Raw genomic sequence first — 16,443 nt, 5'->3', positions numbered from 1 at the left:
TGATATCTTTTAATGACAGATAAACAAAATAGAATGCAAAGGTGTCGAGATAAAACAAGTATATTATCAACGTATTCTACAGTTGCTCTTTTATCCAGTACCAATCATTGGTGATAGAGAGCAAGTTGTTCGACTCTTTTATTTCTGATCCACTTAATTTATCGTCAGTAAAATAGATCGTTGGAATCCCCATAGCTAGTGCACCTTTCACATCAGCCTCTAATGAATCTCCAATCATAATAGCATCTGCTTTACGGGTATTTGCACAAGAGAGTGCATGCTGGAATATTTTAGGAGAAGGTTTCGGTGACCCAACCTCTTCTGAAGTAACAACATGATCAACAAACTGATCGATTTTACTTGTATATAACTTCTTACGTTGCACCACCCTAAATCCGTTAGTGATCAACACAATACGATATTTACCACTGGCATACTCAAGGAATTCCCATGCTCCGGGCATAAGTTTCGACTGCAATGGCATATACTCTAAATAACATTCGTTAAGTCGAAGTCCCAGCCCTTTTGCTTTAGGTAGCACTTTTGCAAAAGTATCTTCGAAGCGACCAATGATTAACTTCTCTTTATCAATCTCTTTTTTACGATAACGTACCCAATATTCTGTATTAATCTTCTCATATTCTGCAAAAAATAGATCATAATTATCTACCCAATCTAAGATATTCATATGATCCATCGCTTCTTTCAAAGCAACCTTAGAGTTTGCATCAAAATCCCATAAAGTATGATCTAAATCAATTAATAACGTTTTGGTATTACTGGATTTCTTGAACATGATTACTTCTTTGTAAGTTGCAATAAAAAGGTTTGTATGATTTTATCCCGACAAGCAGGATCAAAGAAAGTGAGATTTATATAGTAATGGGCATCATCCCCCTCTATCTGGAACCACAACATCGTCTTTATGCCGAACAGATGATTTTTGATGAGAATATTCTTTATAGTGTGATTATCTAACCGATACTCTCTCACATCTTTCTTAAAAGACTCTTTTTGAGCCACCTCCACACTATCTTCATGCACAAACAGATCTATCTGATCGGGTTCCATATAGAAATAGAGAAAAATGTCCGACACAAACAGTACCGCGACCCAAATCATATAGGTATATTGATGAAACAAAAGAAACATAAGAGACACCATTAGATAAACGAACATAGTTCCTCTAAAGAGCCCATATAGTGACTTTTGTGCAATCTTATTTGATATTTTCATTCCTTAATATTCATTTAATGGATTCTCAATATACACAAACCTATGTTATCATTACCTGATTTTTTCGAATAAATTAACGCTGAAATCACACATAATACCGTCAAATCGTTACGATTTGTATTAATTTTGTGGAACACATTAAATTTATCAAAAGAGATATGATAAAAGAGGCCAAGTTACATTCAGACGTTGTCATCACGAATCAAGTCGTAGATGAAGTAAAAGATCTCCTTTCACAATACGAAAATAGATCAATTTTTGTATTTACTGATATAAATACTACTAACTTTTGTTTACCTATATTTTCTGACCTCTTCTCTCAGTATGCTATCTCTTATTATGAAATGCAACACGGAGAGGATAATAAGTCTCTGAATACTGTAGTAGAGATGTGGGACTTCTTAGGAAAACATGGAGCCGATCGTAAATCTCTTGTAATTCAGATAGGTGGAGGACTTCTTACAGACATCGGAGGTTTTGCGGCATCTACGTTCAAAAGAGGAATGGATTTCGTAAATATCCCTACAACCCTGTTATCTCAGGTCGATGCATCTGTTGGTGGAAAAACAGGATTCAACTACCATGGTCTGAAAAATGAAATTGGAGTCATCCGTCAACCAAACAGAGTAATTATCGATCCTATATTCCTGAAAACACTTGACGATAGCCATCTTATATCAGGATACGCAGAGATGCTTAAACATGGTTTCATCTTCGACAAAGAACACCTGAATAAGTTGTTGGATGTGGATATCTTAAATATCGACACACAGGAACTCGCAGCACTAATTCAACGAAGCATAGAGATCAAAGACCATTTTGTATATATTGATCCAAATGAGAAAGGCATACGTAAAGCACTTAACTTTGGACACACAGTAGGGCATGCATTAGAGAGTCTATTTATTGAACACCACGTACATCCTCAACATGGTTATGCTGTTGCCTGGGGTATGATAGCAGAACTATACCTATCTGCAGTGAAAAAAGGACTCTCAATCGATGTGGCTGACAACTACTCGGATAAATTAATCCATATTTTTGGGGTTCCACCAATTAAAATCGATGCTTCTCAACACGACAGGCTACTTCAGTGGGTATCAAAAGACAAGAAAAATGAAGGTAAGAAAGTCAACTTTACCCTTCTTTCAGATGTTGGTACTTTTAGTATTAATGAAGGTGCAGAGAGCAACGAAGTGATTGAGTCCATTGAATATTTAATCAAGAAAACGAACATCTAAGATGAAATTTAAGATAGATAAAACAGATAAAAACCTTTTAGGAACGGTTACTCTTCCGGCATCTAAAAGTATATGTAATAGAGCACTAATCATCAATGCACTCTCTTCCACTCCTATCGAGATTGAGAACATCTCTGAAAGTGATGACACCAAAGTGATGCTTAAAGCATTGACTTTTGAAAACAACACAGTAGATATTGGACATGCTGGTACCGCAATGAGATTCTTGACCGCCTTCTTTTCACAAAAAGAGGGGGAGTGGATTATGACAGGTTCCCAACGAATGAAACAACGCCCTATTGGTGTATTGGTAGATGCCCTGCGCGACATGGGTGCAGATATTAGCTATATGGAAAAAGAGGGCTATCCTCCTCTTCAAATCAATGGAAAGAAACTTAAAGGAGGAGAACTTTCATTGGACGGAAGTGTTAGTAGTCAGTATATATCTGCAATTCTAATGTTAGCTCCGACGCTAAGTGAAGGGATTGAACTCACGCTAACAAACCGAGTGATTTCGAGATCCTACATAGAGCTAACACTAAATATGATGAAACACTTTGGAGTAGACTCTACTTTCGAAGGGAACACCGTAAAAATCTCACCTCAAACATATCAAGCTGAAGAGTTTCTATGTGAGAGCGACTGGACAGGTGCATCTTATATCTATCAGATTGCTGCACTATGTGAAAATGTGGACCTTACTCTTCCTTATCTATTTAAGAATAGCCTACAAGGAGACTGCGCCATCATTGAATGGTTCGAGAAATTTGGCGTGACAACCACTGAAACAGAGAAAGGATTAAAACTTCAAAAACAAGGTGGGTTTACTGAGAATAAACTTGTTCTTGATTTTATTCTTAACCCTGATGTTGCACAAACGATGGCGGTACTCTGTGGACTTCTAAATATACCATTCCATTTTACGGGTTTAGAGACTTTGAAGATCAAAGAGACAGATCGCATTCATGCGCTACAAGTGGAATGTGGAAAGATGGGAATGATACTTACAGAACCTGTAGAAGGTGCATTGGCATGGGATGGCACATGGGATGAAGACAAAAAACAAGACCCTTGTACTTTTGACACATACAAAGACCATCGTATGGCTATGGCATATGCTGCAGTAGGAATGTTTAAGCACCCTATCTATATCAATGAGCCTATGGTAGTAACAAAATCATTTCCTCGATTCTGGGATGACATGAAAAACATTGGTTTTACTGTTGAAAATGTAACCGTTTAAATTGGTAATAATGATTCAACCATTTGACGATGCATACTATATGAAACAAGCCCTTTTAGAAGCAGAGAATGCACTACAAGAGGGTGAAATTCCTATAGGTGCCATCATAGTATCTGAAGGAAGGGTAATTGGACGTGGACATAATCGTACAGAGACACTAAACGATGTGACAGCTCATGCCGAGATGCAAGCCATCACAGCAGCAGCAGAAACTCTAGGCGGCAAATACCTCAAGGATTGCACCCTTTATGTGACCGTTGAACCTTGCATTATGTGTGCTGGTGCTTTAGGTTGGTCTCAGATAAGCAAAGTCGTATACGGAACCGGAGACAACCAAAGAGGATATAGCAATATTGCCCCTAAAGCATTTCATCCAAAGACCGAAATTATAGGTGGTATTTTAGAAGACGATTGCAAAGAGTTGATGACACAATTCTTTAGAAATAAGCGTTAATAACAATATCTCTATAAAAATATTTTTGGAATAAAATATAATAGAACACAGTCATAGAACATTTTTTTCAGATTATCTTTGCAAAATCTCTCCCTAAAAAAATAGGGATATACATAAAGTTTCCTGACTTAAATTAATTGAATTATGAGTGTACATAACGAAGCAAAAAAAGGAGATATCGCTGAAACTATCCTACTTCCTGGAGATCCTCAAAGAGCGAAATTTATCGCAGAGAACTTCCTTGAAGATGTAGTATGTTATAACAAGGTACGTGGTATGTTGGGATATACTGGTACATACAAAGGGAAAAGAATCAGCGTTCAAGGTACTGGTATGGGAATACCATCCATCTCTATTGTAGCAACGGAGCTTATTACGGAATATGGTTGCGAAAACCTTATCCGTATTGGAACATGTGGTTCAATGCAGGAAGATGTTCATGTAAGAGACCTTATCTTAGGACAAGGTGCATGTACAGACAGTAATGTCAATCGTATTCGCTTTGGAGGGAAAGACTATGCAGCTATTGCCGACTTTGGTTTATTAACCAAAGCATACAGCAAAGCAGTAGAGAAAGGGTTTACTACTCACGTAGGAAACATCCTAAGTTCAGATACATTCTATCACGATGAGCACTTAGGAGATACTTCTAGAGCATGGAGAGATTTTGGCATTATGGCAGTTGAAATGGAAGCAACAGCACTTTACACGATTGCGGCAAAATACCGTAAAAAGGCGTTGACTATTCTAACTGTGAGTGACCACATTATTACAGGTGAGGCAACCACCGCAGAAGAAAGACAGAACACTTTCACTAAGATGATGGAAGTGGCATTAGAACTTGCATAATAAGATTCTTCGGAAATAAACCAATAACCAGCTTTTTAGATCGCACGGATTCTATAGTATTTGGACCATAGTAGACGAGTCGGTGCGATCATCAAAAAAGCTGGTATTTTTATGTCAAAATATCAGCTTCTCATGTATGAAAAACAGATCCTAATCATCACCTAAAAACATCAAAGAGAAAAACTCTTCTAAGCCACCTTCTCCTAAATAGCACCTTACCATCCCCTGTCTTCTTTGAAATATCAAACGATGTACATTCGAAGTTTCCTCACCCAAAATAGAAAATCGATGAATGAACTTCGAATGAACTTTGAATGATTTTCGAACCATCTCAGGGGAAAGTCAGGGAATAGAAGCATGTTATACCGATTGTACTTTGATGTGAGTTATTAAATTGCCCAAAGACATTTTGCATCTCGTTACGAAACAAAGCACGAGCATTAAAATGCAATCAATGCTATTTAACCACTTTATTGGGATTCTTCTTTACAAACTCAGACCAAGAGGATGCTCCTGATTTTTGTAGTGGGTTCTTCTGTTGAAGATGATGACATACAGCAGCAGCCAAACCATCAGTAGCATCTAGCTCTTTGGGTAATATCTCTATTTTGAACATACTCTTTAGAAAGTAAGCGACCTGCTCTTTGCTTGCACCACCACTTCCTGTAATCGACTGTTTTATTTTCAACGGAGCATATTCAAACACCTTTTTATCCATAGATAGAGCCGCCACCATAGCAACCCCTTGCGCACGCCCCAGTTTCAACATCGACTGTACATTCTTACCAAAGAAAGGAGCCTCAAGGGCGACTTCATCAGGATCATACTGCTTAACTAAAGACAATGTACGTTGAAAAATATGGTGAATTTTATCGTAATGAGTCTGAAAATCTGAGGTCTTCACTACTCCCATCGAGATTAGCTTTAACTTTTTATTAGATACCTCTATCACCCCATACCCCATCACATTGGTTCCTGGGTCAATACCTAAAATCACCTTCTTCGGCTGTTCTGTTTTCAACAATAAGATCTCCTTTTTTCTTTAAAATGGTCTATTCAAAAATCGAGAGTAAAGATATCTTTTTTCTCTTAGATTGACGGTTAAGTCGCGAACCAGCTTCTTTGAGGCTCGTATTAAATTCAAAACCAATAATCAATGAGTAAGAGTTTAGATACAACCACATCAAAACAACCAACATGGCACCAATGGATCCATATAGCTTATTATATCGCCCAAAATTATCAATATAATAGGTAAAGCCTGTAGAGATGAAAATGGTCAAGACAGCAGCTATAGCACCTCCTATTGACACACTAGACCACTTTGCTCTTTTAGCAGGTGCAAACATATACAAGCAGCTATAGGCACAGTATAAGAACCCAAAACCAACAATCCACCTTAGCATATTCAATAGAAATGAGAATATATTATCTTCTAATATTCCCTTTGTGATAAGCCATGAATAAACATATTTACCTACTACAATACAGGCTATTGCAATAGTTACAAACAGTGTTAATAACCCGACCAAGAAGAGTGCAACGAGTCGTTGGTTAAGCAATGTGCGAGACTCTACAGTATGAAGAGACGTATTAAAGGCACTAATCATTGCATCAATACCACTTGTGGAGAAAATCAATGCCGCGATAAAACCAAAACTCAACAAACCTCCATGCTGTTGTGTCAACACATCATTAATAGTCCCTTCAATGGCATAATACGCATTATGAGGCATGGCCTGATACATAAAGCTCATCATCTGTTCTCTAAAACCCTCAATAGGAATGTAAGGTAGCAATGTAAAAAGAAAGATAATCGTAGGAAACATTGCAACGAAAAGGTTAAAAGCAATAGCAGATGCCCTCACACTCAGACGACCACCAATGATTCCTCTTAAAAAGAAAACAATAAAATCATAGAGAGGTACGCCTCCCATCATTGGGATCGTAATTTTCCTAGCATGAATAAATATAGACAACCAACGTCGTCTTAGATACGTTTTATTCCACTTCATAGTTTGGTTATAGTCTCATTTATATCAATTCTATATTGAAATGACACATAAGTTATTGTGAATATATTTTGTTTAAACAAGGCTAAATATACTATTATCCATGCCTCATACGATAATTTTTACGTAACGAAGCGTAAACAAAAACATAGTGAACATTCTAATATAGCATTGGGGTTACTCCTTCTCAAAACGGAGCTGATAGATCTTTTGACTTCCTCCACTTCCTTTCACAAGATAATAAACCCGATAGTTGCCATTAGAAGTCTCTAACTTACCAATCACGTAAGTGGCTTCGGCTTTGCCTCCTTGATGGAGTGCAACGAACTTAGATGGTCTATTCTCATTAAAAAAAGTAGAAACAATTATTTCTGCCTGATTCTTACTGTAGATTCCTTCTTTACTGACCACGACAAGCTCCACTGAATCATTAAAGTATGAAGAAAGTGTACCAGAATCACCTTGCTTTAGTGCAGAGGCGATATCATCCACGACATTCGCTTTCGCAATACAAGAAATTCCAATTAATAGGAAAGTAAAAAAACTCTTATGTATAAAACTTTTCATAATCAAGCCCTTTCATAAAATTAATGGCATTGTCCTAAAATAAAACAATATCCTCTATCAAAAATACATAAAAAAAACAAATGGTGGATATTATTTCATATTACGACCATATTTGGCCTATATTTTGATAATCAATTAATAGTATTTAAAGAGGAAATATGGAGTATCTAGTGTTATAATCATATTAGTAATAAGCTTCAAAACTATATATTTGTCCAACTAAATGCAAAACAAGATTGTTATTTATAAGAAATAAGCACTTTTAGATTTACGACCATATGAAAGTTACATTCCTTGTCATCGGTAAAACTGATCAAAAATACCTACAAGAGGGCATAAAGATATTCGAAAAAAGATTGGGGCATTACCTTCCTTATGAGATGAAGATCATCCCTGATATCAAGAATAACAGAAAGCTGAGTGAGAGTCAGCAGAAAGAGAAAGAGGGTGAACTTATTCTACAGCAAGTACAGAATAGTGACACGGTGGTGCTTATGGATGAAAGAGGGGAAAATTTTGACTCTATTGGTTTCTCTAAATATTTAGAGAAAAAGATGGTAATGGGCACACGTAATCTTATCTTTGTAATTGGAGGACCCTACGGATTCTCCGATAAAGTATATGATAGAGCCAATGGAAAAATATCTTTATCAAGAATGACATTCTCTCATCAAATGGTACGTCTCATCTTTGTCGAACAACTCTACAGAGCCATGACGATTCTAAAGAATGAACCTTACCATCATCAATAATAAAAAGAAGCGATGAACAGAGACAAAAGAACCATAGGAAAGATAATATACCACTTCGTATTTGCAATCGTTTTACTCACTATTGCCACTTTTTTATATGGTTCTTTTGACACCAAAGAGCTCAAAAGAGAGACACTCTCTTCTTTTAATCAGATCTTCAAAACAGAAGAAGTTATTCTTGACAGCTTAAATGCCTCTACCACTTCCCTATTTAGCCAGTCTCATGATATTGATTCCGTAATTCAACAAATCACTCCCTCTATTCCAGATCAATATCGGATCCTTGTATTTAAGAATGATACGCTTCAATATTGGAGTAACAACGATTGGAGTTTTTATAGTCAGTATAGTGAAGAACAGATGGGAGATGGAATACACCGACTTCCTAATGGGTGGTATTTCAACAAGACTCAAAATCTTGGAAAAGACATTAAGGTAGTTACCTCATTTGTGATCAAAGAGGAGTTCTCTTACACCAACAAATATCTAAAACCCAAGTTCATTGGTGCTTTCTCACGCCTTGATAATCTTCAACTGTATGACACAAAAACCATATTTAGTAGCCCAATATATACTAACGATGGAAAAATTGCTCTTTATGCATCTTACACGCCTCCAACCACATCATCATCAGAACACAACTACCTGCTATTCTGTTTGATTTTCACATCCATGGTGTTACTTTACAGTGCATCTATGAGAACACTATTGCTCCTATTCTCCAATATATTTTTACGATTAACCACCATCCTAATCACCTATATACTGCTCTTTCTCCTATACTCACAATATATTATTCCCCACTTCCATCTGACCTATTTTGCACCTTACACCCTAGCAATATCTGATTTCATAGATTCACTCGGAATATATCACCTAATGAGTATTACGATCTTCTCCTTTGTAGTAACCCAAAATATAGTGGTAGTCGATTGGAGCAAGGATAGAAAAAATAGATGTTACAGCATATACATCCTACTATATTTAGTTACAGCTACCATCTGGTATCTTTTATGCTACTATCTACAGAAGGGGATCGAAAACTCACATATCAACCCTTTCTTTGCTGAAGAGCTTCAATTTACAATCCCGAACATCCTCTTTGCGCTTTCTATTGTTTTAATCTTCTACTCTTTTGTGATTTCCATTCAAACATGGTCACAGTACAATGAAACGATCTTTAAAAATAGAAGTATACACTATCTCTTAGCATATCTAATTCCTTTCATTGGCCTACTAGAGTTCCCATATCAAAACCTATCATATCTACTCATTATTCTTTCGTATTCTATCACGATAACGATACAATTAAATAGTAAAGTAGACCATAGGCTTAAGTATCGATTTATGATTCTTTTTGTATTCACCGTCCTCGGAGCATCCACCTACGTAATATTCAGTAAAGAGGGAGTAGCCAAGAGGTCCAACAAACATCGTGAAGTATATACTGAGAAGATCACCAATGAGAGAGACCCACATGCTGAACTCCTTTTCGATAAAATAAGTAATCGCATTGCCAATGATTCATTAATCATGGATATGCTGCCACGACAAAAAAGAATTCGAGACTATATCATAGAGAGCTATTTTAGAGGCTATTTAACAAAGTACAATACTGCAATCACACTATATAGAGCGAGCGACCAGATGGAATTGGGACGTACAGACAAGTGGATACCTGTAGACGATTTCTTCAACCTGCTAATTATTAGAGAAGGGATAAATATCAAAGACACCCAATTCTCTTTCCTTCAGTCTATGGATGGTAGAATAACCTACCTTGGGAAGTTCAATTTCCAAAGTCCATATAGAAGATATGTCCTTATCATTGAGCTATCCTCTAAAACTTTTGATGAAGGGAAAGGCTATCCCGAACTTCTCTTAGATGATCGTATTCAAGAGGTATACAATACCAAATCTACGATCTTCTCTTATGCGAGATATCACCAAGGAAACATTGTTATGCAAAGAGGAGCTTTCCACTACCCTTCTCGACTTGATGCTTTTAAGCAAACTAACAATAAACCATATAATGGAGCGGCTTTACATCGCATGGCCTATGACCATAAGATTACAGAACTAAATGATGACATCACATTGGTTGTAAGCTATAAAACAGGCCAATGGAACGATATCATTGTGAATTTCTCCTATGCATTTATACTCTATTATAGCTTCGGAATCATTCTAATGCTCTTCTTTTTCAACCGTAGAAGGCCTATAAAAGCATTCGAATTAAAACATAAGATACAATACACTATCATTATCCTGGTTCTTACCCCTCTACTAATTCTTGCTGGAGGGATCATCGTCTATAACTACATCCAGTTCAACACACAAATGAAACAGGATCTGAACCGCAAGGTGAAAGAGGTAACCGCATCGCTACAGATAAACTTTAGCGATACCAACATGCTGACACCAGAATCTGCATCATTTATAGGAGAGGAATTAAACCATCTGTCTGAAATACTATGGACCGACATCAATTTATACGATACCCAAGGTATCATTGCAGCGACAAGTCGTCCTGAAATCTTTAGACTTGGACTTGTAGGAAATAGAATGAATAGAAAAGCCTTCAATGAACTATGCAATAAAGTCAAAAGAACCTATATCCACACCGAACATATTGGTAGTTTGAAATACCTATCTATCTATGTTCCTTTCAGAAATAATGAAGACAAAATATTAGGGTACATCAACATTCCTTACTTCTCTAAAAATAGTGACCTCATTAAACAGATCACCACATTTATCATCACCTTTATCAACCTATTTGTGATCATACTTCTTTTCTGCCTCACCATAGCCATTATTATTTCTCAGAAACTCACTTCCCCGCTGACCATGATTGAAGAGAAGATTGGAGATATGAAATTTGGTGAAAGCAATGAGAAGATAAAATATCAAGCCAATGATGAAATTGGTAAGCTTGTAATGCGTTACAATGAGAAAGTCGATGAATTGAAGAAGAGTGCAAAACTACTCGCTAAAAATGAACGAGAAGAAGCTTGGAGAGAGATGGCTAGACAGATTGCCCATGAGATTAAAAACCCTCTCACTCCAATGAAATTAAATATACAATACTTACAGAAAATGCACGACAACCAATCGGAAAATTTCAACAAGTATTTTAATAAAGTGACACAAACCCTAGTGGAGCAGATTGACACTCTGTCAAATATTGCAACATCGTTCTCTTCTTTTGCTAAAATACCAAGTGCCTATATAGAGAGGATTAATCTTCAACAATCCATACAAGAAACAATTGCCCTCTTCTCATCTTCAGGCACCATCTATTGGGACAACGAGTGCCAACAACCTATGATCGTTCTTGCCGACAAAGAACAACTAGGACGTCTGTTTATTAATTTAATAAAGAATGCACAACAAGCTGTTGTGGAAGGAGAAGAGAGCATTATCACACTGACCACATCCGAAGAGGAGCATCGATATGTTATCTCTATTCAAGACAACGGGCCTGGTATCAGTAAAGATGTTCAAGAAAGACTTTTCGAACCCTATTTCACAACCAAAAGTCAAGGGACAGGATTAGGGTTAGCCATTGTTAAGAAAATTGTTGAAACCATTAAAGGAACGATTATTTTTAAAACAGAAGAGGGGTTTGGTACCAATTTTACAATCTATATTCCCAAAGCAGTATCCACCACCAAATAGATAGGGTTCTATAATCAATAGCTCTAATCCAATGTTACATGGTCTATAAAACATCTACATATAGCTCATTTTCAATATAGATCGTTATCTACCTTTTTTTTGTATCTTCATTCCCGAATAATACCTATAAAACAAAACAAAAATGAAAAGAAGTTTCACTCTAATGTTCGCCATCACCCTGTTATGGTCATGTCAGAACACGCAAAAGAAATCTTGTTGTAAATCCAAAGAGAGCCTACCTTATTTTGGAAAAGCAGGGAAGAGAAGTAAAACCACCAATACCGACCTAAAAACTTTTAACGTCACAGAGTATGGTGCAATACCAAATGACCAAACAGACGATACAGATGCAATCCAAGCCACTATCGATGCAGCAAGTCAAGCTGAAGGTGGTATCGTTCTTATCCCTAAAGGAAAATACATTGTGCTATCGGATAAGTCACAGAAAGTGATCGAGATTAACCATAGTAATATTCATATTCAAGGGCAAGGAGAAGGCAAAGATGGAACCATCATCATGTCTATGAATCCAAGAACACAACCTAACGATCAGAGTCCTTGGCTCTCTCCTTCGGTTTTCCACACAGGACTTCAAATTCATGACACCTACTCTTTCTATAATATCAAGGATCAAGAAGGAAAGATTAAAGTGACAAAAGACGCTCGTAAAGGAGCAGACAAACTGTCTATTGAATCGACTAATGGGATTCATGCAGGTGACGTTGTATTGATCGGGATGCAGAACCAGAAAGACCAACCTAGTCTAATGAAGAAGCTAATGAACGATATGAAGTTCGAGAAATTTCAAACTAGCTATAGTGAAGCTAAACAGAAAGAAGAGTGGAGTTACCAGTGGTTTACAGAAGTAAAAGAGGTGATCAATGACCATGAAATTATGCTCACGCATAAACTCCGTCACGATATCGAAACAAAATATAACGCTTCTGCTGTAAAAATGGCGATGCTTAATAATATTAGCTTCACCAATCTTCGATTCGAGAGCCAGTGGGAAGGTGGATATGTACACCATAAAACTAGAGAATTTGACTACGGATGGTCTGCCATTGGAATGAACCGTGTCATTGATGGGATGGTTAAAAACATTACAATAGACAACTATACCCAAGGAGTACAGTTAGTAAACAGTACGAATACTACGGTGCAAGACATCACCATCACAGGTATTCCAGGACACTACTCTATAAAATTATACCACTCTAACGATAACCTATTCCAACGCATCCATGTCCTAGCAAAAAGAACCCATGGTCCTTCAGTAGAAGGAGCATCACAAGGTAATGTATTTACGGAGTTCGACTTCTCTACACCTCAACCACTCGATTTTCATGGTATTGGTGGAGTCGGTCTAATGCCTCCGATGAACAACCTAATGGAGAACATGACCAATGTGTCTGCTATCGCAGGAGGTGCAGCACCACAGAACACACCACATGCTGGACCAGGAAACACTTTCTACAATATCGAGATGACTGGAAACAAACATGGCGCATTCCACGAAGTATTCCACTCATGGATATACCAAAACCCTAAGAAATTCAAGATAGAGAAGCGCGACGACTGTCATATCCAGTATATTGGTTCCAATATTATTGGGGTGTACAACGAACAAAAGAATCTTACGGTGAACCAAAAAACAAACAATATCTCTAGCAAAGAGGTTATAGTTAAAGAGCTGAATAGCAAACCAGCAACGCCATCTCTTTATCATACACAAAAAGAGGCAGGATGTAAATCTAATTGTGGATCTAAGTAATGCATAATTGGGTAAGGGTAGCCAAAAGCTCTAATTAAATGTCTATTTTAGCAGCCGAAAGAAAAATTACGAAGTGTTATTATGGTAGAAATTGGAAAAATTAATCAACTGCACATTGTCAAAGACCACACTGCAGGAATATACCTTGACGGAGAAGACCTAGGAGAGATACTTCTTCCAAACCGTTATGTACCTGAAAATTGTGCACCGGGAGATCTTATCGAAGTGTTCATCTATCTCGACTCGGAAGACCGATTGGTTGCGAGTACCGACTTCCCAAAGGTGATGGTTGAAGAGTTCGGATTTCTACAAGTGAGACAAGTAAATCATATCGGTGCTTTTATGGACTGGGGACTACCTAAAGATCTTTTGGTTCCTTTCAAAGAGCAACACACAGATATGAAGGAAGGTCAATACTATCTTGTATTCACCTATCTAGACCCTCAATCTAATCGTATTGTTGCAACCTCTAAAACCAATAAGCTTCTGGGTAACATCAAACCCGAATTGAATAAAGGGGATAAAGTGGAAGCATTGATATGTGAAGATAGAGAGATTGGATACACTGTGATTGTAGACAACAAATATCGTGGGATGATCTACAAGAATGAGATATTTGATACACTAGAACCTGGAGATCGAATCGATGCATTTGTAAAGAATGTAAGAGAAGACGATAAGGTCGATCTACAGACAACACCGCTAGGATACAAAAAAGTGGATGAATCAACCGACAAAGTGTTGACCACAATCCAACAGTTCGGTGGTAAGATAAAGGTAACCGACAAATCTGATCCCGAAACCATTAAAGAGGTATTCGGAATGAGTAAAAAGACTTTTAAGAAAGCGATTGGTGCCCTATACAAACAACGTCTAATTGTTCTTGAAGATCAATATATTTCAATCGTAAAAGAGAAGAAATAGATACCAAAATACGCATACTAAAAAGAGAGTGTTTTCATTTCAACATGAAACACTCTCTTTTTTATTATCATAAATACAAATCTATGTCAGAACCTTTTATTAAAGAAAGCTCCGACAAAAGATAAATATATTAATTATACAAATCCTTGATCCATCATCGAATCAGCAACTTTTACGAAACCTCCAACGTTAGCACCTTGGATATAGTTTACTTTGTCACCTTTCTTACCATAACGTACACAAGTATCGTGAATATCTTTCATGATAAGCTTCAAACGCTCATCCACTTCCTTTTCAGTCCATGAATAACGCATACTGTTTTGTGACATCTCTAAGCCTGAAACAGCCACACCACCAGCATTCACAGCCTTACCTGGTGCAAAGATACATTTGTCTGTCAACAAGAATGCTGCCTCGGCAGTACATCCCATATTAGACACCTCTCCAACCATCATAACACCATTAGCAAGAAGTGTTTTCGCATCCTCCTCATTCAACTCGTTCTCACAAGCACAAGGTAACGCCACATCTACTTTACACTCCCATGGTTTCTTTCCTGCAAAGAACTCAGCGCCGAACTCTTCAGCATATGGAGAAACAATATCGTTGTTTGTTGCACGAAGCTCTAGCAAATAGTCTACTTTATCACCTGTGATACCTTCTTTATCATAGATATATCCATCAGGACCTGAAATCGTAACTACTTTTCCGCCTAGCTCATTGATCTTCTTGATACAACCCCAAGCTACATTACCGAAACCAGAAACACTAAAAGTCTTTCCTGCAATCTCCGTACCCATCTCATGAAGCATATGCTCTACGAAATAAACAGCACCATAACCTGTAGCTTCTGGACGAATCAAACTACCTCCCCAGTTAGTACCTTTACCTGTAAGTACACCTGTAAATTCATTACGGATACGCTTGTATTGTCCAAATAGATAACCAATCTCACGTCCACCAACACCTATATCTCCTGCTGGAACATCCGTGTTTGGTCCAATATGACGCTGTAATTCAGTCATAAAACTTTGGCAGAAACGCATGATCTCATTATCACTACGTCCTTTGGCATTGAAGTCAGAACCTCCTTTACCACCACCCATAGGTAGTGTAGTTAGTGAGTTCTTAAAAGTCTGCTCAAATCCTAAGAATTTCAAGATACTTAGGTTCACACTCGGGTGAAATCTCAAACCTCCCTTGTATGGTCCAATAGCACTATTGAACTCCACTCTATAACCACGGTTGATCTCAACCTCTCCTTGATCGTTAACCCAAGGGACGCGGAACATAATTACGCGCTCAGGTTCCACCATACGCTCAAGAATCTTTGCTTTCTTGTAGCGAGGATTCGCATTATAAACATCCCAAACAGTCTCTACAACTTCTTCTACTGCTTGATGGAATTCGCTCTCTCCTGGTGTACGGGCCTTTAAGGCCTCCATGAATTCGATTATCTCTGTATTCATAGATCTTAATTTAATAATAGTTATTTTTTCACCTTGAAAAAATCAACTCCCCAGTCGATCACTGAGTGGGTTGGTTTGGGTGGATTACTAATTCAAAGGTATGCTTTTAATTATAACGACAAAATGATTTTTATTATATTCTTAAATGCATTTTTAACCACAACAAACTGATAATAAAAAGGTTAAATACTTTTTAATGTTTGAGAGCATAATTACATCAATAACATAAGAATGAAATTTA

The 16,443-nt window shown here is 37.3% G+C and carries 14 protein-coding genes; 8 read left to right on the top strand and 6 right to left on the bottom strand.

What is annotated here, in order from left to right; all coding sequences use genetic code 11:
- Positions 1–76: 76 nt before the first annotated feature.
- Both K5X82_13910 and K5X82_13905 read right to left on the bottom strand, forming a co-directional pair.
- Complete coding sequence (locus tag K5X82_13910) at positions 77–796, bottom strand: YjjG family noncanonical pyrimidine nucleotidase (protein ID QZT36353.1); 720 nt, start codon at positions 794–796, stop codon at positions 77–79.
- A gap of 2 nt (positions 797–798) precedes the next feature.
- Positions 799–1,236 (bottom strand): hypothetical protein, encoded by a 438-nt coding sequence (locus tag K5X82_13905; GenBank protein ID QZT36352.1) that lies wholly within the window; start codon positions 1,234–1,236, stop codon positions 799–801.
- A 158-nt stretch (positions 1,237–1,394) separates the two neighbouring features.
- On the opposite strand from K5X82_13905, the gene aroB reads away from it, so the two are divergent.
- The 4 genes from aroB (at position 1,395) to deoD (ending at position 5,023) form a co-directional block, all read left to right on the top strand.
- Positions 1,395–2,477: a 3-dehydroquinate synthase gene (aroB, locus tag K5X82_13900; GenBank protein QZT36351.1), complete on the top strand. Its 1,083-nt coding sequence runs from the start codon at positions 1,395–1,397 to the stop codon at positions 2,475–2,477.
- A gap of 1 nt (position 2,478) precedes the next feature.
- Positions 2,479–3,720 carry a 3-phosphoshikimate 1-carboxyvinyltransferase gene (locus K5X82_13895; GenBank protein QZT36350.1) on the top strand — a complete coding sequence of 414 codons (1,242 nt, stop codon included), beginning with the start codon at positions 2,479–2,481 and terminating at the stop codon, positions 3,718–3,720.
- Positions 3,721–3,733: 13 nt separating this feature from the next.
- Positions 3,734–4,174, top strand: a complete 441-nt coding sequence (locus K5X82_13890; GenBank protein ID QZT39132.1) for a nucleoside deaminase — start codon at positions 3,734–3,736, stop codon at positions 4,172–4,174.
- A gap of 144 nt (positions 4,175–4,318) precedes the next feature.
- Positions 4,319–5,023 (top strand): purine-nucleoside phosphorylase, encoded by a 705-nt coding sequence (deoD, locus tag K5X82_13885; GenBank protein ID QZT36349.1) that lies wholly within the window; start codon positions 4,319–4,321, stop codon positions 5,021–5,023.
- 457 nt (positions 5,024–5,480) lie between these two features.
- On the opposite strand, the gene ruvC is transcribed toward deoD, so the two are convergent.
- The 3 genes from ruvC to K5X82_13870 all read right to left on the bottom strand — a co-directional run bounded on the left by ruvC (position 5,481) and on the right by K5X82_13870 (position 7,602).
- Positions 5,481–5,987 (bottom strand): crossover junction endodeoxyribonuclease RuvC, encoded by a 507-nt coding sequence (ruvC, locus tag K5X82_13880; GenBank protein QZT39131.1) that lies wholly within the window; start codon positions 5,985–5,987, stop codon positions 5,481–5,483.
- Between the two features lie 88 nt (positions 5,988–6,075).
- Complete coding sequence (locus tag K5X82_13875; GenBank protein QZT36348.1) at positions 6,076–7,038, bottom strand: YihY/virulence factor BrkB family protein; 963 nt, start codon at positions 7,036–7,038, stop codon at positions 6,076–6,078.
- A 174-nt stretch (positions 7,039–7,212) separates the two neighbouring features.
- Complete coding sequence (locus K5X82_13870; GenBank protein QZT36347.1) at positions 7,213–7,602, bottom strand: DUF4783 domain-containing protein; 390 nt, start codon at positions 7,600–7,602, stop codon at positions 7,213–7,215.
- Between the two features lie 278 nt (positions 7,603–7,880).
- Between K5X82_13870 and rlmH the strand changes: the two genes are divergently transcribed.
- The 4 genes from rlmH to K5X82_13850 all read left to right on the top strand — a co-directional run bounded on the left by rlmH (position 7,881) and on the right by K5X82_13850 (position 14,733).
- On the top strand, positions 7,881–8,354 hold the full coding sequence (gene rlmH, locus K5X82_13865) for a 23S rRNA (pseudouridine(1915)-N(3))-methyltransferase RlmH (protein QZT36346.1): 474 nt from the start codon (positions 7,881–7,883) through the stop codon (positions 8,352–8,354).
- Between the two features lie 12 nt (positions 8,355–8,366).
- Positions 8,367–12,035 carry a GHKL domain-containing protein gene (locus K5X82_13860; protein QZT36345.1) on the top strand — a complete coding sequence of 1,223 codons (3,669 nt, stop codon included), beginning with the start codon at positions 8,367–8,369 and terminating at the stop codon, positions 12,033–12,035.
- A gap of 142 nt (positions 12,036–12,177) precedes the next feature.
- Entirely contained in the window at positions 12,178–13,809 is a 1,632-nt protein-coding gene (locus K5X82_13855; GenBank protein ID QZT36344.1) for a glycoside hydrolase family 55 protein, read from the top strand.
- 81 nt (positions 13,810–13,890) lie between these two features.
- A complete protein-coding gene (locus K5X82_13850) occupies positions 13,891–14,733 on the top strand; it encodes a GntR family transcriptional regulator (GenBank protein ID QZT36343.1) in 843 nt (280 codons plus the stop codon).
- Positions 14,734–14,867: 134 nt separating this feature from the next.
- Here the strand turns inward: K5X82_13850 and gdhA are convergent, their stop codons facing one another.
- Positions 14,868–16,202 carry an NADP-specific glutamate dehydrogenase gene (gene gdhA, locus K5X82_13845; protein QZT36342.1) on the bottom strand — a complete coding sequence of 445 codons (1,335 nt, stop codon included), beginning with the start codon at positions 16,200–16,202 and terminating at the stop codon, positions 14,868–14,870.
- Positions 16,203–16,443: the final 241 nt, after the last annotated feature.

It is taken from the genome of Prolixibacteraceae bacterium (assembly GCA_019856515.1).
Lineage (GTDB): Bacteria > Bacteroidota > Bacteroidia > Bacteroidales > Prolixibacteraceae > Halosquirtibacter > Halosquirtibacter xylanolyticus.
Note: the sequence above shows the minus strand (reverse complement) of the source record. Positions and strands in the feature narration are given on the sequence as shown.

Excerpts from the sequence above, each read along its gene's own strand:
- K5X82_13870 (QZT36347.1), bottom strand. The coding sequence starts at position 7,602 with ATGAAAAGTTTTATACATAAGAGTTTTTTTACTTTCCTATTAATTGGA.
- K5X82_13855 (QZT36344.1), top strand. The coding sequence starts at position 12,178 with ATGAAAAGAAGTTTCACTCTAATGTTCGCCATCACCCTGTTATGGTCA.
- rlmH (QZT36346.1), top strand. The coding sequence starts at position 7,881 with ATGAAAGTTACATTCCTTGTCATCGGTAAAACTGATCAAAAATACCTA.
- K5X82_13895 (QZT36350.1), top strand. The coding sequence starts at position 2,479 with ATGAAATTTAAGATAGATAAAACAGATAAAAACCTTTTAGGAACGGTT.
- K5X82_13875 (QZT36348.1), bottom strand. The coding sequence starts at position 7,038 with ATGAAGTGGAATAAAACGTATCTAAGACGACGTTGGTTGTCTATATTT.
- K5X82_13910 (QZT36353.1), bottom strand. The coding sequence starts at position 796 with ATGTTCAAGAAATCCAGTAATACCAAAACGTTATTAATTGATTTAGAT.
- K5X82_13850 (QZT36343.1), top strand. The coding sequence starts at position 13,891 with ATGGTAGAAATTGGAAAAATTAATCAACTGCACATTGTCAAAGACCAC.
- aroB (QZT36351.1), top strand. The coding sequence starts at position 1,395 with ATGATAAAAGAGGCCAAGTTACATTCAGACGTTGTCATCACGAATCAA.
- ruvC (QZT39131.1), bottom strand. The coding sequence starts at position 5,987 with ATGGGGTATGGGGTGATAGAGGTATCTAATAAAAAGTTAAAGCTAATC.
- gdhA (QZT36342.1), bottom strand. The coding sequence starts at position 16,202 with ATGAATACAGAGATAATCGAATTCATGGAGGCCTTAAAGGCCCGTACA.
- K5X82_13860 (QZT36345.1), top strand. The coding sequence starts at position 8,367 with ATGAACAGAGACAAAAGAACCATAGGAAAGATAATATACCACTTCGTA.
- K5X82_13905 (QZT36352.1), bottom strand. The coding sequence starts at position 1,236 with ATGAAAATATCAAATAAGATTGCACAAAAGTCACTATATGGGCTCTTT.
- deoD (QZT36349.1), top strand. The coding sequence starts at position 4,319 with ATGAGTGTACATAACGAAGCAAAAAAAGGAGATATCGCTGAAACTATC.